We start from the raw sequence: 16,777 nt of genomic DNA on the forward strand, positions 1-16,777 counted from the left end.
GAGTGCCCACACAGATTGCTTGATTCAAATTGTTAAAGAGCGTCACGCTTGTCGCGTTGAGGAGGCGCATATTACGCTTCTCACTTCGAAAGTCAAGCGATTGTTTTCGCTTTTCTTTCGGCGCCCACTTCGCTAGGAAGCTGGCTCATCAGTTTGGCGTGTTCCGCCGTGCTGGTAGGGGCGCATTATAGGGAGCGGCGCCGGGATGACAAGGGCTTTTTGCAAAAATGCGTTCGTTTGCTGAAAAAGCGAACTGAACGCCCCAAAACAACCCCTTGGCATCTCTTTTACGCCGCTTTTTTGCTCAATTCTTCGCTTTGTGCCCGAATATAGTTGACCCAGGTGGTTGCCTTCTGCTGCCAGTTATCCTGTTGCTGTAGCTCACGGGCTAGTTCCAGCGCCTGGGCATACTGCTCCTTATTAAGGTGTGCCTGCACCAGCAACGCTTTGGCACGATTGCCTTGCTCGCCTTTTACCGACTTGATGGCGGCGAGCTGGGTCATGGCAGCATCTGTCTTGCCCTGTTGCAGCAGCAGTTCGGCGGCGCGCATGGCGGCTTTGGGCTGACCGTGCTGGTTGGCTAGCTGCTGCCAGCTATCGACCGCTTGTGACCACTCCCGGGCACCTTCCCACAATTGGGCAAGCAGTTGGCGGTTTTCAGCACTTTGCTTCATCTGTCCCTTGGCCATGGCCGCTTCCAGCAGACGGGCACCACGATAAGGCAGCCCTTGCCAGGCATAGAGACGGATCAGCTGATTGCGGGCTGACGCGTCATCCATCAGTTTTCTGTCGATGGCAGTCTGCAGCAATGCCAACGCCTGATCGCCACGTTTGGCGGAGAGGTTGAGCGACACCGCCTGCTGCCACCATTTGCTCTCTTTGGGTTCGTGGCTGATCAACTCTGCCGCCTGATCGGCCGCCACGCCATAACGTTGCTGAGCGGTGAGGGCGGATAGGCGAATAATGGCGGCCTGCTTCTGCCAACCCTTCTTCAACAACTGTTCGCTCTGGCTGGCAGCATCACCATACTGTTTGTTGTGGTAATAGAGGCCGGCCAGACGCAGGCGCAGCCCATCGTCTTGTTTGAGTGCAAGTGCCGCCTTGTAGCTGGCGATGGCGCCAGACCAGTTGGATTGCTGGGCCTGAATATCGCCGCGCAGTCGCAGCAGCTGGAGCTGTTGTTGCTCGGGCCACTCTTTATAGGCAAGAGCCTGTTCGACATAACGGCTCGCCTGGGCGGTCTGTTGCAGATTGGCCGCCAGCGAGGCTTGCAACTGCGCCAGCCAGGCACGCTCGGCATCGCTATTTGGCTTGAGGCCGGACGCCTTGCTCTGGGCTTGTTGCCACTGACCGGACTGATAGAGCTTCATCACGGGTTCAAGCTGACGGGAGAAGTGAGGACTGACCTCCATCGCCAGACAGGCTTGGCCGACCAGGGCCAGCAGACAGATCCAGATCCGCAACATAGTTATGACTCCAGTTTGAATTTTAGCGTGATGACTTGCACCAGCTTGTCGGTAGCGCCCGGTCTCGGCTGATAGCGCCACTTGTTGATCGCCTGAATGGCCGCCCGCTCGAACTGACGCTTGGGCTTGGCCTCGACCACTTCCACATCCTGCACGCCACCTTCAGCATTCACGCTAAAGCGCAGGGTGACGAATCCTTCGATCCCTGACTGCTGGGCACGATAGGGGTAGACCGGCTCGATCCGTTGCAGCGGCATCAGCATGTCACCTGCGCCGATACCCGCTCCCTGCTGCTGGCCGTGGTAGTTGCCACTCAATACCGGTGCGGTACTGGTCGCCACTCCGGGGGCATAGACCTGCACCGCGCTGAGGCTGGAGACCAGATCCAGACTCGGCTCAACGGCCGCCAAGGGGGCCGCGGCAGGCATCGGCAGCGGTGTCGAGGCCAATGCAGCGGGAGGCTCTGGCAGAGGCTCGGGCTCCTGCGGCACTGGACGCTCGCGTACCTGCACCTCGGTCACCTCGTTCTGCATATTGATGACGATGGGCTTCTGTTCGCTCGCCACCTTCTCGCCCCGGGGCGGTTCAACCAGCGTGGCCATAAACAGCAGGATGCCCAGACTGAGGGCAATCCCCAGCCCCAGGCTCATCAGCTTGTATTTCATTTCGGCGCCACCGCCACGGCGATATTGGCGATACCCGCCGCCTTGGCCTCATCCATCACCCGCACCACCTTGCCATGGGGCACTCGCTCGTCGGCCTGGATCACCAGGCTGGCATCGGGCTGCTCCGCCAGCAGACGGGCGATGGTGGCCTGTACCCGCTCCACATCGATCTGCTTGCGGTCGAGGAAGATCTGACCCTGAGCCCCGATCGCCAGCATGATGCTGGAAGATTTCTGCGCCTTGGCCTGACTGGCCTGGGGTCTGTGTACCTCGAGCCCGGCTTCGCGCACGAAGGAGGTGGTGACAATAAAGAAGATCAGCATGATGAACACGATATCCAGCATGGGGGTCATGTCGATCTGTACTTCATCACGCTGGCGTTTGGATTGCCGTCTCATTGCATTACCTTCTCTTCTCGCAGGCCGTCCCGGGTCTTGGCCAGCGCACGCTTGGCCTGACTCTCGAGCCGACTGAGTAACAACACACCGGATAGCGCCACCACCATGCCTGCCATGGTGGGGATGGTGGCGCGGGAGATCCCGCCCGCCATGCTCTCCGGGTTAAAGCGGTTGGCCGCAGCCAACGCATCGAATACGCCGATCATGCCGGTCACTGTGCCCAGCAACCCCAGCATGGGGCAGAGCACCACCAGGGTGCGGATGAAGATCAGATGACGGTTCAGTTCCAACTCTGCCTGCGCCAGCCAGCGGCTGCGGATCGCCCGGGCGTGCCAGCTGTGGCGCTCGCTGCGGGCCTGCCAGCGGCCAAGCAGCTGTTGCTGCAAGGGACCGAAACCCAGATTGAGGTAGAGCAGCCGCTCGATCATCAAAATCCACATCAGCACCAGCAGGGCCAGAATGACCCAGAGCACAGGGCCGCCACGGCCCATGAAACTCTGCAGCTGTTGCCAGATGTCGAGCATCATGCTGCTCGCTCCATCCCGCCGTTATTGCTCTCGGCGCGCTCGGCCAAAATACCGGCTACCTGCTGCTCCAGTACATTGGAGAGCTCGGTGAAGCGCGATTGCAGCAGGCTGTGGGCCAGGATCAGCGGAATGGCCGCAACCAGACCCTGTACCGTGGTAACCAGCGCCATGGAGATGCCGCCAGCCATGATCTTGGGATCGCCGGTACCAAACTGGGTGATGGCCTGGAAGGTGCCGATCATCCCGGTTACGGTACCGAGCAGACCCAGCATGGGGGCGATGGCCGCGATCACCTTGACCATGCCGATGCCGCGCTCCATGCGAGGAGTCTCCTGCAGGATCGCCTCATCAAGACGCAGCTCGAGGGTCTCCATGCTCAGCTCGGGGTGTTTGTCTGCCACCGTCAGCACCCGGCCGAGGGCGTTGTCGGCGTGATACTCGCCGCTCTTGAGCTGGCGGCGCACCCGACCCAGTTCGCGGGAGAGGCTCCACAGCCGTACCGCCGCAATCCCCAAGCCGATGGCGGCCAACAGCACGATAATGGCGCCGACCTGACCACCTTGTTGTACCTGCTGCCAGAAGGTGGGCGCCTGTGCCAGCATCGCCAGCAGAGTGCCATGAGAAGGATCCAGCGGCAGCGCTTCCCCTTCCTGACCCTGATAAGCCGCAACGGCAGAGAGCACGCTACCGGGCAGACCCAGTACCGGGCTCAAGCCTTCGGCGGTCGGTTGCAGGAAGCCTTCGCTCCCCAGCAGGGCAAAACTGCCAACCCGGGTCAGCGACTGCTCGCTGGCAGCCCCCTGGGCATCGAGCACCTTGCCGTTGAACTGGGCAATCCGGCCAGATTCGCGGATCTCCTGCAGCAGCGTGGCGGGCAGCAGGGCGAGAGCGGCACGATCCGGTACCTGTTTATCCTGTGCCATGGCTTTCAGCGGGGCGAGACGCTCCGGGTACTGGCCCTCGACGGCGGATTCGCTCAGCAGCTTGACCGCATCGCTGGCGCCCTGACGGGTGACCGCGAAGATCTCGTTCATGTCGCCGGAGGCTTGCTCCCACTGGGCGTTAAGCTCGACCAGCTGCTTCTCGTTGCTGGCGAACTTGCCAGCCAGCTCCTTGCTCAGGCGCTGGGCCTCGGCCAGTCTGGCGCGGGCAGTGCCGAGCTCCTTGGCAACGGTCGCCAGATCTTGCTGAGCCTGCTGTTCACGAGCCTGTTCCTGCTGTTGCCACTCATCGGCGACAGCGGCGTTGGTCCCGCAGGAGAGGGCAATAAGGAGGGGGAACCACTTCATGGTGACTCTCATGATTGGGCCTCCTGACTGCGGCTGACAGAGAGGGGGACATTGAGCAACTGGGGAACTTTCTTGTCGGCGGCCACATCCATCGCCTCAGCGATAGGGGAGAGCCACTGGCTGTCGAGGGCTTGCCACTGCTTCGCCTCGGCAGACCAGCGCCATGCCTGACTGCGATCGGCCGTCATCGCCAGCAGGGAGACCCGACCCAGCGCCAGCACATCGACCCGACGCGGAGCACCATCCAGCTCCAGCTCGGCGGAATAGCTGTCCATCCTGCTGCCGTACTCGGCTTCAATCTGATAGGCCTGCAGCAGCTGACGGAATTTCTCTGCCTCGCTAACGTCTGCACGGGCCAGGGTCGCTTTCAACTGTTCAACCCGCGCCAGCCGATCTTCCTTGCGCAGCGGGATGTCGTTTTGCACCAGCTGTTCCAGATCTGCCTGCATCTGCAACATCAGCGGGATCAAGCCCTGACGGGTCTCTTGCACCGCTTCCAGCTGCTGACTCAATTTACCCAGCTCATTTTGCTGATCGGCCACCAGAGATTGCATGTAGCGGTTGTAGGCTTCGAGGTCGCGCAGTTGCAGCTGGGCATTTTGCAGCTCCAGTCGTGCGGCAACGGCGGCATCGGCGGCTTTTTCCACCCGCTGCTGGGAGGCTTTCCCGGCAGCTATGCTGTTCTTGAGGGCGGGAGCAACCAGCTCATCCCCGATGGCAGCAAAGTGGACTGACAGTGGCAGCAGGGCCACACCCCATAATTTGTTCATTGAAATACATCTTACTAATGATAACTATTATCATTATCTCAAATGCGGGGCGGACTGGCAACGAGAGGATTTTCTTGGCCTTTATGCACAAAAACAGGATAATTTTTAGACACGCACGGAATAAGTGGCGCCAATAGCCACCGCACAAATATAAATAACGAGAAAAAATCTTTTCGATCAGTGTGATAGAGATCGAAAAAGGAGAAAGTCATGCTCAACGATGCGATCTGGGAACATATCGACAAGTTCACCAAGGCAACAAAAACCAGCGATATCCAGCAACAACTGGAACGCTTCAGTCATCAAATGGGCTTTGATTACTTCCGGCTGTTGATTATTTTCCCCATCAGCATGCAGAAATCCCACGTGGCACTGTTCAACAACTGTCCGACCAGCTGGTTTGACGCCTACAGCGAAAACCAGTATCTGACCCAGGATCCGGTGGTCTATCTGGGGCTGAAACAGACCCAGCCTATCTTCTGGAACAAACTCGACTGCGACTCGCCCTGGCTGCCCAGCGCCAGCCGCGATGTGATGAATCTGGCTGCCGATTTCGGGGTGCGCAACGGCGTATCCTTCCCGCTCCACACCCCGCAGGGGGAGCACGGTATCCTCTCATTCATCACCAAGGAGAAGTCCAACTCTGATCTGATGTTTGAAAACGTTCCCTTGCTGTCATTCTGCGCCAGCTACATCTTCAACTCCGCACTGCAACTGATCAAAATCCGGCCTGACCTGATGAAGTACCTGACCGAACTGTCGGATCGGGAGAAGGAGTGCCTGTTCTGGGCCAGCGAGGGCAAAACCTCCTGGGAGATCGCCACCATCCTCGGCATCAGTGAGCGGACGGTCAACTTCCACCTGACCCAGGTGACCAACAAGACCGACTCGAAGAATCGCAGTCAGGCCATCGCCAAAGGGATCACCAGCGGCATCATAGTGCCCTCCCTCGACGAGGTCACCATCACCAACCTGCGGCTGTCGTAACCCTCAGCCGAAACAAAGAGAGCCGCAATTGCGGCTCTTTTTCATTTCAGAAAGTGACTTATCAGATAGCGACTTACTCAACGGTCACTGATTTTGCCAAGTTGCGCGGCTGGTCGACGTCAGTCCCCTTGATCAGGGCGACGTGGTAGGAGAGCAGCTGCAGCGGTACGGTATAGACGATGGGGGCGATCACCTCTTCCACATGGTTGAGGTTCATGACCCGCATGGTCTCGTCGCTCTTGAAGCCGGTATCGGCATCGGCGAACACGTAGAGGATACCGCCACGGGCGCGCACCTCTTCCACGTTGGACTTGAGCTTCTCCAGCAGATCGTTGTTCGGCGCCACCACAATGATGGGCATTTCGGCATCGATCAGCGCCAGCGGGCCGTGCTTCAGTTCGCCAGCGGCGTAAGCTTCGGCGTGGATGTAGGAGATCTCTTTGAGCTTGAGCGCCCCTTCCATGGCGATGGGGTACTGGCTGCCACGGCCGAGGAACAGGCTGTGCTGCTTGTCGGCAAACTCTTCGGCCAGGGTTTCGATATCCTTGGCCAGTGCCAGGCTCTCTTTAATTCGCAGCGGCAGGGCTTGCAGCGCCTTGACCAGTTCGGCTTCGGCGGCGGCGCTCAAGTGGCCACGGCAGTGACCGACCGAGGCCACCAGCATCAGCAGGCCAGCCAGCTGGGTGGTAAACGCCTTGGTGGAGGCCACGCCGATTTCGGCACCGGCGCGGGTCATGAAAGCCAGATCTGATTCACGCACCAGCGAGGAGCCCGGCACGTTGCAGATAGCCAGCGAGCTCATGTAGCCGGATTCCTTGGCCAGACGCAGCGCCGCCAAGGTATCGGCGGTCTCGCCACTCTGGGAGAGGGTCACCAGCAGGCTGTTGGGGCGCACTACCGATTTGCGATAGCGGAACTCGGAGGCGATCTCCACATCGCAGGAGACGCCAGCGATCTCTTCGAACCAGTAGCGAGCCACCATGCCGGAGTGATAGGAGGTGCCGCAGGCGACGATCTGCACGTGCTCGACCTTGTCAAAGATGGCGCGCGCGCCGTTGCCGAACGATTCGACCACCACGTGATCGCTGCCCAGACGCCCTTCCAGGGTGTTGGTGATCGCTTTGGGCTGCTCGTGGATCTCCTTGAGCATGTAATGACGGTATTCGCCCTTGTCACCGGCATCGTGGGAGAGCTCGGACTCCTGCTCTTCGCGCACCACGGCGTTGCCGTTGGTATCGAAGATGTGCACGTCGCGGCGGGTCACTTCGGCCACATCACCCTCTTCCAGGAAGATGAAGCGGCGGGTCACCGGCAGCAGCGCCATCTGGTCGGAGGCGATAAAGTTCTCGCCGATACCGCGGCCGATCACCAGCGGTGAACCGGAGCGGGCAACTACCACGCGACTGTCGTCGCGGCTGTCCATCACCACGGTACCGTAGGCACCGCGCAGCTGCTTCACCGCAGTCTGCATGGCGGCCAGCAGGCTGCCAGCGCTCTTCAGCTCGTGATGGACCAGATGGGCAATCACCTCGGTATCGGTGTCGGAGCTGAACACATAGCCCAGCGCCTTCAACTCTTCCCGCAGCTCTTCGTGGTTCTCGATGATGCCGTTGTGCACCACCACGATATGCTCGGAGATGTGGGGGTGGGCATTGCGCTCGGAAGGCTCGCCGTGAGTGGCCCAGCGGGTATGGGCGATGCCGGTACCACCATGGACGGACTGCTCGTCAAGCGCCTTGGCCAGCTCGGCCACCTTGCCCAGACGGCGAACCCGCTGCAACGGCTGGTTGGCGCTGAACACGGCCACACCGGCTGAGTCATAACCGCGGTACTCCAGACGGCGCAGGCCCTCTACCAGAATTTCAGCCACATCACGTTGGGCAACAGCCCCGACGATGCCACACATACACTTCTCCTTGAGATGCAAATCGTAAAGTCAGTTGGATGGTTCAGAGCTCGATGTCAGCAAGTGACCGGGGCGCAGATAAGCGTCACCCCCTGGGCTTGAATCTGTTCTCTGGCCTCGCTGGCCAGCCCCTCGTCGGTCACCAGGGTATGGATGCTCGACCAGGGAAGTTCGAGATTGGGGATCTTGCGGCCGATCTTCTCCGATTCGACCATCACAATGACCTCCCGCGATACCTCGGCCATCACCCGCGACAACCCCACCAGCTCATTGAAGGTGGTGGTGCCACGCTCCGGGTCGATACCGTCGGCACCGATAAAAAGCTGGTCGAAGTCGTAGGAGCGCAGCACCTGTTCCGCCACCTGCCCCTGAAAGGATTCGGAGTGAGGGTCCCAAGTGCCACCGGTCATTAACAGGGTAGGCTCATTTTCCAGCTCGCGCAGGGCACCGGCCACATTGAGGGAGTTGGTCATCACGATGAGGCCGCGCTTGTTGCCCAGCATGGGGATCATGGCGCTGGTGGTGCTGCCGCTGTCGATGATGACGCGGTTGTGATCACGCAGCCGCTCGGCCGCCGCACGGGCAATGGCTAACTTTCGGTTCGAAACTTGTTCAGGATTGACCTCGACCACCATCTCGCTCGGCAAGGGAACGGCACCACCATAACGGCGCAGCAGCAGACCGCCGGTCTCCAGTACCGCCAGATCTTTACGGATGGTCACTTCGGAGGTAGAAAAGTGTTTGGCGAGGGCGTCAACGCTCACTTCACCCTGCTCTTGTACCAGGGTCACTATGGTGTGTCGGCGTTGTTGAGTATTACGTTTGGTCATTTTTAAGTTTCGATTCGAAAGAACATCGAAATATTAGCCCCTTTTTTGAAAAAATAAAACAGCAAATAGGATCCGATTTGGTTCGATGCCAGAATGGAGTGCCAATTTGCGACGAGGATGCCATGCAAAAGAGAGTCATCTGGCTGGTGGAGGATGAGGCCAGCATCGCCGACACCCTGATTTACGCCCTGCAGACCGACGGGTTCGAGGTGGAGTGGTTCATGCTGGGCCAACAGTTGCTGACACGACTGGAACAGACGCGACCCGACTTCCTGATCCTCGATGTGGGGTTGCCCGACATCAGCGGCTTCGAGCTCTGCAAGCAGGTGAGGGCGCTGACCGATATTCCCCTGATGTTCCTCACCGCCCGCAGCGAGGAGATAGACCGGCTGATCGGGCTGGAGATCGGTGCCGATGACTATGTGGCCAAACCCTTCTCCCCCCGGGAAGTGTGCGCCCGGGTGCGGGTCATCCTGCGCCGCAGCCAGCCCGTCGCCCCCCAGCCCAGCGCCCTGCTGGTGCTGGATGAGGAGCGGGCCCGCATCCATTTTCGCGGCCAACCGCTGGCCCTCACCCGCTACGAATATCTGCTGCTAAAGACCCTGATGCTTGCGCCGGGCCGGGTCTATTCCCGCCAACAGCTGATGGATCTGGTGTGGCAGGATGCGGAGGAGAGTCTGGATCGCACCGTCGATACCCATATCAAGACCATCCGCGCCAAGCTGCGCGAACATGATCCCGAGGCAAACTTGATCCTCACCCATCGCGGGCTGGGCTACAGCCTGGAGCTGGCATGAGACTCGGGTTGCAACTGCTGTGCGGCCTGCTGCTGATCTTCGCGCTGGCCGCCTGGTTTGTACTGGAGATCTTCGTCGAGGAGATAAAACCCGGGGTGCGCAGCGCCACCGAGGATACCCTGGTAGACATGACCCAGCTGCTGGCGCCGCTGGCACTCGATGATCTGCAAGAGGGCAATATGATGAACGGGCGGCTGGCCAGCGCCTTCGCCCGCCTCAACCAGAATCCCATCAATGCGATGATCGACGGCCACCTCAAACAGCAGGCGGAGTACCGCATCTATGTGACGGATCGGCAGGGGATGGTGATTTACGACTCCGACGGCACCGATCTGGGCAAGGATTATTCCCGCTGGAACGATGTCTACCGCACTCTGCGCGGTCAGTATGGCGCCCGCAGCACCCGCACCGATCCCGACGATGCCGCCAGCTCGACCATGTATGTGGCGGCGCCGCTGCGGGAGGGGGCAGAGATCATCGGCTCCCTCACCGTCGCCAAACCCAATCGCACCCTGATGCCAGCCATCGAGCGGGGGGAACAGGAGCTGCTGCGGGCCGGCGGCCAGATGCTGCTCATCTCGCTGCTGATCGGCAGCCTGCTGGTGTGGTGGCTCAACCGCGCCATCGGCAAGCTGGTGCACTACGCCGACTCGGTCAGCAAGGGGGAGGCGGCACCGCTGCCGAAGTTACACACCGTCGAGCTGGATCGGCTCGGCCGCTCACTGGAGACCATGCGCCACCAGCTCGATGGCAAGAGCTACATCGAAGCCTATGTGCACAGCCTGACCCACGAGCTGAAGAGCCCGCTGGCCGCCATTCGCGGGGCAGGGGAGATTTTGGCCGAAACGCCGCCCCCCGAAGTTGCCAAACGGTTTATCGGCAACATCAATCTGGAAACCGCCCGCATGCAGCAGCTGATCGAGCGAATGCTGCAACTGGCACGGCTGGAGTCGGGGCAGGGGTTGGATCGTCAGTCGGTGGAACCGGCAAAACTGGGCAAGCGCACCCTCGATGCTCGCCAGATCATCGCCCAGCGCCGTCAGGTCGAGTTGGTGGCCGAGCTGGCCAGCGCGCCAAAACAGAAGTGGGATCCGCTGCTGGTGGAGCAGGCCATCGGCAACCTGCTGGATAACGCTATCGACTTCTCTCCCGCCAACGGGCAGGTCACCCTGAGCGGCAGCCAGCAGGAGGAGGGTTACTGCTTCCGGGTTTGCGACAGCGGTCCCGGCATTCCCGACTACGCCCTGCCACGGATCTTCGAGCGCTTCTACTCCCTGCCACGGCCGGACAAGGGCAAGAGCAGCGGTCTGGGGCTCAGCTTCGCCCATGAGGTGGCCCACCAGCATGGTGGCCGCCTGACCCTCGCCAATCGGCCGGAAGGTGGTGTGCTGGCGGAACTCTGGCTGCCGTTCGCCTAGTCACCCCCGCAACTTCACATTCCCCACACAAAGCGGCATTAGACTGCCGCTTTCTCTCATCCATTTGCTCAAGGAAATGCTATGTCCCGCCTGCTTCTCTCCAGCCTGCTGGCTGCCGGTCTGCTCGCAGCCCTGCCTGCCTCCGCCGCCAGCGGCTGCTTTCTCTATGCTGACGGCAACGGCCAGACCCTCTCCAGTGAAGGGGACTGCTCCAGCCAGCTGCCGCCCGCGTCCACCTTCAAGATCCCGCTGGCGCTGATGGGTTACGACAGCGGCTATCTGGTGGATGAAGAGCATCCGGCACTGCCTTACAAACCGAGCTATGACGGCTGGCTGCCCGCCTGGCGCGAAACCACTACCCCGCGCCGCTGGGAAACCTACTCGGTGGTCTGGTTCTCCCAGCAGATCACCGAGTGGCTGGGGATGGAGCGCTTCCAGCAATACGTCGACCGCTTCGACTACGGCAACCGGGATCTCTCCGGCAATCCGGGCAAGCATGACGGTCTGACTCAAGCCTGGCTCAGCTCCAGCCTCGCCATCAGTCCGGAGGAGCAGGCCCGCTTCCTCGGCAAGATGCTCAGCGGCAAGCTGCCGGTCTCGGCGCAGACCCTGCAGTACACCGCCAATATCCTCAAGGTGAGCGAGATCGACGGCTGGCAGATCCACGGCAAAACCGGCATGGGCTACCCGAAGAAGCTGGATGGCAGCCTCAACCGCGATCAGCAGATCGGCTGGTTCGTCGGCTGGGCCAGCAAACCGGGCAAGCAGCTGATCTTCGTCCATACCGTGGTGCAAAAGCCAGGCAAGCAGTTCGCCTCCCTCAAGGCGAAAGAAGAGGTGCTGGCCGCATTGCCCGGGAAGCTGAAGACCCTGTAATTCCTCCAGAAACCGGCGCAAGGCCGGTTTTTTTATCCCCCTTCACCATCACTTCACACAAGCCCATTCCCTCTTCACGTCCGGCCGGCAGACTCGCTCCATACAACAAGGGGACGTGTCATGGTCAAACAGATATTCACCCACAAAATCTTTCTGCTGCTGTTGCTCAGCCTGCTGCTGATGGTACCGGTACAATCCATCATGGAGCTCAACCGGGAGCGTCAGGCTTACCGCAATCAGGCCATTCACAGCATCATGGCCAGCAGCAGCGGCCCGCAACGACTGATGGGGCCCATTATCGTGCAGCCCTATACCCGTTCGGTGACGGTCGAGCAGGAGGGCAAGCGCTTCGTCCGTCAGGAGCAGATCTACCGCTACCTGCTGCCGGAGCAGTTGGATATCAAGGCCAACATGGAGGTCACCCCGCGCAAGCTGGGCATCTATCAGGCGCAGGTCTACCAGACCCGCCTCACCCTATCCGGCCACCTGCCAACCCGGCAGAGTTTGCTGAATGACGCGACCTCACCGCTCGGTGAAACGGCCGAGCTGGTGGCGGGCAAACCCTACCTGAGCCTGGTGCTCTCCGATGCCCGCGGTATCAACAGCGTCCCCGAACTGCAACTCGGCACACAGCGGATCCCGTTTGCCCCCGGCGCCCGCCTCGGTGATGCGCTCGCGGGTATCCATGCCCCGCTCGACAGCCTGCCGCAGCAGGATGGCACCTTCCATCTGGAGCTCAATCTGCAGGGGATGAACGCCCTCGACATAGTGCCGCTGGGCAAGGAGAGCACCCTGCAGCTGGCCGGCAACTGGCCCCACCCCAACTTTATCGGTGACTTTCTGCCGGGCAGTCGCACCCTGAGCCCACAAGGGTTTGAGGCCAACTGGCAAACCAGCTGGTTCGCCAGCGACATGGAGACCCGCTTCAACCGGATGATGAACGGGGGGGATAGCAATCTCTCCACCTTCAGCGTCAGTCTGGTGCAGCCGGTGGATCACTATCAGCTCAATGAGAGGGCGGCCAAGTATGCCCTGCTCTTCATCGGTCTCACCTTTATCAGCTTCTTCATGTTCGAGCTGCTCAAGGGGCTGAGGGTCCACCCGATCCAGTACGCGCTGGTGGGCATGGGGCTGGCCATTTTCTATCTGGTGCTGCTGGCGCTGACCGAACACCTCGGTTTTGGCTGGGCCTATCTCGTGGCCGCGCTGGCCAGCGTGCTGCTCAACGGCTTCTATCTGAGCCATGTGCTGGGCGGCCGGAAGCAGGGGATCGGCTTCGCTGCGCTGCTCGGGCTGGTCTATGCCATCCTCTACAGCCTGCTGCAGGCCGAAGAGATCGCCCTGCTGCTCGGTGCCCTGCTCTTGTTCGCCACACTGGCGCTGATCATGCTGCTGACCCGCAAGCTCGACTGGTATCAGGTGATGGACTACAGCGCACCCGCGACCACGTGGGCGGCCCCTCAGTCATCGACCAGTGACACCAACCATCAGTCATAAGCCAAAAAAACCGGCGCCATCAGGCGCCGGTTCTATTTTATCGATCGGGCATCACTTCTTCTTGACCGGACGAGCCCAGTTCTTGATGTGACGCTGGGGTACCCGGGTTATCACGAGTTCATTTTCACCCACGTCCTTGGTAATAGTAGAGCCGGCACCCAGGGTGGCCCCCTTGCCGATGCGAACAGGCGCTACTAGTTGGGTATCAGAACCGACGAATACATCATCCTCGATGATGGTCTGGAATTTGTTGACCCCGTCATAGTTGCAGGTGATGGTACCAGCACCGATATTTACCCCGGCTCCGATCTCGGCATCCCCCAGATAGGTGAGGTGACCACACTTGGAGCCAACCCCCAGACGGGCCTTCTTCATCTCGACGAAGTTGCCGACGTGGGCATCCTGCTCCAGCACGGCCCCCGGGCGCAGACGGGCAAACGGGCCGACCGAGCACAGATCCGCCACCTGAGCCCCTTCAACGATGGAGTAGGGCTTCACTTCGGTGTGATCGCCGATCACGCAATCCTTCAGCACGGCACCGGCACCGATACGAACATGGTTGCCGAGGGTTACCTTGCCTTCGATGATGACGTTGACGTCGATCACCACCTCTTCACCAATCTCGAGGGTTCCGCGCAGATCGAAGCGGGCCGGGTCGATCAGGGTAGCACCGGCGATCATCAGTTTCTCGGCCTGCATCTGCTGATAGCTGCGCTCAAGCTGAGCCAATTGCACCCGATTGTTGGCCCCTTCCACTTCAGCGGCGCGCTCCGGATGAACGGCGGCAATCGGGCAATTATCGCCGTGAGCCATCGCGATCACATCGGTCAGATAGAACTCGCCCTGGGCGTTTTTGTTGTCGAGACGAGACAACCATTGACGCAACTGGCCCCCATTGGCCACCAGCACGCCGGTATTCACCTCACGGATCTCCAGCTGTTCGGCGTTGGCATCCTTCTGCTCGACGATGCCGACTACCTGACCGTTTTCACGGACGATACGGCCATAGCCGGTGGGGTTGTCGAGCACCACGGTCAGCAATGCCATCCCGTTTTCAGCCTTGGCAGCCAGCAGTCGCTGCAGGGTCTCGGGCTGGATCAGCGGGGTATCGCCGTACAGCACCAGCACGTCGTCTTCATCCTTCCAGAACGGGATCGCTTGGGCGACGGCGTGACCTGTCCCCAACTGCTGGGCTTGCAGCACCCAGTTGACATCGGCCGCCACGATCCGCTCTTTCAGCAGCTCGGCACCGTGGCCATAAACCAGATGCAGTTGCTCGGCGCCGACCTGACGGGCAGTATCGATCACGTGGGAAACCATGGGTTTGTTGGCTACCGGGTGGAGTACCTTGGGCAGGGAAGAGCGCATGCGGGTACCTTTACCCGCCGCCAGGATCACGACGTTGAGGGACATAAATTGACCTTTGGAACATGAGAAAATACTCGGCGGAGTCTATCCAACGGGTAAAAAAAAAGCGACCCGAAGGTCGCTTTTTACATCACCGTTATTAGCGGTAATTCTTTTTGACGATATCGATGACTCGCAGTTGAGCCATCGCCTTGGCCAGCTCGGTGGCGGCCTGGGCGTAGTCGATATCACCATGGGAGCTGTGGATCCGCTCTTCGGCTGCGCGCTTGGCTTCCTGGGCTTTCGCCTCATCCAAGTCGTCAGCACGAATCGCGGTGTCCGCCAGCACGGTCACGGATTCAGGTTGTACTTCCAGCATACCGCCGGAGATGTACAGCACCTCTTCAGTTCCATTCTGCTTCACCAAGCGGACCAGGCCCGGCTTGATGGCAGTCAGCAACGGAGCATGACCGTGGCGGAGACCCAACTCACCTTCGGAGCCTGATACCTGAGCGGATTGCACGCGACCGGAAAACAGTTTTCCTTCGGCGCTCACCACGTCCAGGTGAAAGGAGATCATCTCTGCCATGGGCCCTCCTGTCGAGGCTTACAGTTTCTTGGATTTCTCGACGACTTCGTCGATACCGCCAACCATGTAGAACGCCTGCTCGGGCAGATCGTCATACTCGCCTTTCAGGATGCCCTGGAAACCACGGATGGTCTCTTTCAGCGGCACGTATTTACCCGGAGAACCGGTAAACACTTCTGCTACGAAGAACGGCTGAGACAGGAAACGCTCGATCTTACGGGCACGGGCTACGGTCAGTTTGTCTTCTTCTGACAGTTCATCCATACCCAGGATGGCGATGATGTCCTTCAGCTCTTTGTAGCGCTGCAGTACGGTCTGAACGCCACGAGCAGTCTCGTAGTGCTCTTTGCCAACCACCAGCGGATCCAGCTGACGAGAGGTAGAGTCCAGCGGGTCAACGGCCGGGTAGATACCCAGTGCCGCGATTTGACGGGACAGTACGACGGTCGCATCCAGGTGGGCGAAGGTGGTTGCCGGAGACGGGTCAGTCAAGTCATCCGCAGGAACGTAAACGGCCTGTACGGAGGTGATGGAACCGGTCTTGGTGGAGGTGATACGTTCTTGCAGAACACCCATCTCCTCGGCCAGGGTCGGCTGGTAACCTACTGCGGAAGGCATACGGCCCAGCAGTGCGGATACTTCAGTACCGGCCAGGGTGTAACGGTAGATGTTGTCCACGAAGAACAGCACGTCACGACCTTCGTCACGGAACTTCTCGGCCATGGTCAGGCCGGTCAGCGCTACGCGCAGACGGTTTCCGGGCGGCTCGTTCATCTGACCGTAAACCAGAGATACTTTGTCCAGTACGTTGGACTCCATCATCTCGTGGTAGAAGTCGTTACCCTCACGGGTACGCTCACCTACACCGGCGAACACAGAGTAACCACTGTGCTCGATCGCGATGTTACGGATCAGCTCCATCATGTTTACGGTTTTGCCTACACCGGCACCACCGAACAGACCAACCTTACCACCCTTGGCGAACGGGCATACCAGGTCGATAACCTTGATGCCGGTCTCCAGCAGATCGTTGCTGTTGGACTGATCTTCGTAGCTGGGGGCAGCGCGGTGGATAGACCAGCACTCTTCTTCACCGATCGGACCTTTTTCGTCGATTGGCTCGCCCAGTACGTTCATGATCCGACCCAGAGTCGCAGTACCGACCGGAACCTGGATGGATTTACCGCTATTCACTACTTCCAACCCACGACGCAGACCGTCGGAGGAGCCCATGGTGATGCAACGAACGACGCCGCCACCGATCTGTTGCTGAACTTCCAGCACCAGACCCTGGCCTTGACCTTCGCTAACGACCTTCAGTGCATCGTACACCTGGGGCACGGCATTCTGCGGGAACTCGATGTCCACCACAGCGCCGATGATTTGGACGATGAAACCGTTACTCATGTCAAATC

The 16,777-nt window shown here is 60.1% G+C and carries 16 protein-coding genes; 5 read left to right on the plus strand and 11 right to left on the minus strand.

All coding sequences use genetic code 11. From position 1 onward, the window contains the following. Positions 1–287: 287 nt before the first annotated feature. The 6 genes from NOM06_RS17155 to NOM06_RS17180 are packed head-to-tail and all read right to left on the minus strand — an operon-like array spanning position 288 to position 5,115. A complete protein-coding gene (locus NOM06_RS17155; protein ID WP_255912497.1) occupies positions 288–1,466 on the minus strand; it encodes a hypothetical protein in 1,179 nt (392 codons plus the stop codon). Between the two features lie 2 nt (positions 1,467–1,468). Further along, positions 1,469–2,131, minus strand: coding sequence for an energy transducer TonB (locus NOM06_RS17160; protein WP_005339371.1), 663 nt, complete (start codon positions 2,129–2,131; stop codon positions 1,469–1,471). Continuing rightward, positions 2,128–2,529, minus strand: a complete 402-nt coding sequence (locus tag NOM06_RS17165) for a biopolymer transporter ExbD (RefSeq protein ID WP_005339369.1) — start codon at positions 2,527–2,529, stop codon at positions 2,128–2,130. The genes NOM06_RS17160 and NOM06_RS17165 overlap by 4 nt, the downstream gene beginning before the upstream one ends. Further along, entirely contained in the window at positions 2,526–3,056 is a 531-nt protein-coding gene (locus tag NOM06_RS17170) for a MotA/TolQ/ExbB proton channel family protein (RefSeq protein ID WP_005339367.1), read from the minus strand. The genes NOM06_RS17165 and NOM06_RS17170 overlap by 4 nt, the downstream gene beginning before the upstream one ends. Then, positions 3,053–4,357 carry a MotA/TolQ/ExbB proton channel family protein gene (locus NOM06_RS17175; protein ID WP_042082287.1) on the minus strand — a complete coding sequence of 435 codons (1,305 nt, stop codon included), beginning with the start codon at positions 4,355–4,357 and terminating at the stop codon, positions 3,053–3,055. The genes NOM06_RS17170 and NOM06_RS17175 overlap by 4 nt, the downstream gene beginning before the upstream one ends. Further along, complete coding sequence (locus NOM06_RS17180; protein ID WP_005357258.1) at positions 4,354–5,115, minus strand: DUF3450 domain-containing protein; 762 nt, start codon at positions 5,113–5,115, stop codon at positions 4,354–4,356. Before NOM06_RS17180 ends, NOM06_RS17175 begins: the two co-directional genes overlap by 4 nt. A gap of 210 nt (positions 5,116–5,325) precedes the next feature. Between NOM06_RS17180 and NOM06_RS17185 the strand changes: the two genes are divergently transcribed. Then, positions 5,326–6,102, plus strand: coding sequence for a LuxR family transcriptional regulator (locus NOM06_RS17185; protein WP_255912499.1), 777 nt, complete (start codon positions 5,326–5,328; stop codon positions 6,100–6,102). A 73-nt stretch (positions 6,103–6,175) separates the two neighbouring features. Here NOM06_RS17185 and glmS read toward each other — a convergent pair whose 3' ends face one another. Both glmS and NOM06_RS17195 read right to left on the minus strand, forming a co-directional pair. After that, positions 6,176–8,008: a glutamine--fructose-6-phosphate transaminase (isomerizing) gene (glmS, locus tag NOM06_RS17190; protein WP_042082285.1), complete on the minus strand. Its 1,833-nt coding sequence runs from the start codon at positions 8,006–8,008 to the stop codon at positions 6,176–6,178. A 56-nt stretch (positions 8,009–8,064) separates the two neighbouring features. After that, a complete protein-coding gene (locus tag NOM06_RS17195) occupies positions 8,065–8,838 on the minus strand; it encodes a DeoR/GlpR family DNA-binding transcription regulator (RefSeq protein ID WP_005355851.1) in 774 nt (257 codons plus the stop codon). Positions 8,839–8,960: 122 nt separating this feature from the next. Here NOM06_RS17195 and blrA point away from each other — a divergent pair, with 122 nt between their 5' ends. The 4 genes from blrA (at position 8,961) to creD (ending at position 13,426) form a co-directional block, all read left to right on the plus strand. Beyond that, positions 8,961–9,635 (plus strand): beta-lactam response regulator transcription factor BlrA, encoded by a 675-nt coding sequence (gene blrA, locus NOM06_RS17200; RefSeq protein WP_013724228.1) that lies wholly within the window; start codon positions 8,961–8,963, stop codon positions 9,633–9,635. Further along, positions 9,632–11,053: a beta-lactam sensor histidine kinase BlrB gene (gene blrB, locus NOM06_RS17205; protein ID WP_255912501.1), complete on the plus strand. Its 1,422-nt coding sequence runs from the start codon at positions 9,632–9,634 to the stop codon at positions 11,051–11,053. Before blrA ends, blrB begins: the two co-directional genes overlap by 4 nt. An 81-nt stretch (positions 11,054–11,134) precedes the next feature. Next, on the plus strand, positions 11,135–11,929 hold the full coding sequence (gene blaOXA / locus NOM06_RS17210; protein WP_219594924.1) for an OXA-12 family class D beta-lactamase: 795 nt from the start codon (positions 11,135–11,137) through the stop codon (positions 11,927–11,929). 120 nt (positions 11,930–12,049) lie between these two features. Further along, positions 12,050–13,426 (plus strand): cell envelope integrity protein CreD, encoded by a 1,377-nt coding sequence (creD, locus tag NOM06_RS17215; protein WP_255912503.1) that lies wholly within the window; start codon positions 12,050–12,052, stop codon positions 13,424–13,426. A 51-nt stretch (positions 13,427–13,477) separates the two neighbouring features. Here creD and glmU read toward each other — a convergent pair whose 3' ends face one another. The 3 genes from glmU to atpD all read right to left on the minus strand — a co-directional run bounded on the left by glmU (position 13,478) and on the right by atpD (position 16,769). Next, a complete protein-coding gene (glmU, locus tag NOM06_RS17220; protein WP_255912505.1) occupies positions 13,478–14,839 on the minus strand; it encodes a bifunctional UDP-N-acetylglucosamine diphosphorylase/glucosamine-1-phosphate N-acetyltransferase GlmU in 1,362 nt (453 codons plus the stop codon). 94 nt (positions 14,840–14,933) lie between these two features. Beyond that, positions 14,934–15,362, minus strand: a complete 429-nt coding sequence (locus NOM06_RS17225; RefSeq protein ID WP_005339345.1) for a F0F1 ATP synthase subunit epsilon — start codon at positions 15,360–15,362, stop codon at positions 14,934–14,936. 18 nt (positions 15,363–15,380) lie between these two features. Further along, on the minus strand, positions 15,381–16,769 hold the full coding sequence (gene atpD / locus NOM06_RS17230) for a F0F1 ATP synthase subunit beta (protein WP_005339344.1): 1,389 nt from the start codon (positions 16,767–16,769) through the stop codon (positions 15,381–15,383). Positions 16,770–16,777 lie beyond the last annotated feature (8 nt).

It is taken from the genome of Aeromonas sp. JL9, assembly GCF_024436075.1.
Lineage (GTDB): Bacteria > Pseudomonadota > Gammaproteobacteria > Enterobacterales > Aeromonadaceae > Aeromonas > Aeromonas veronii.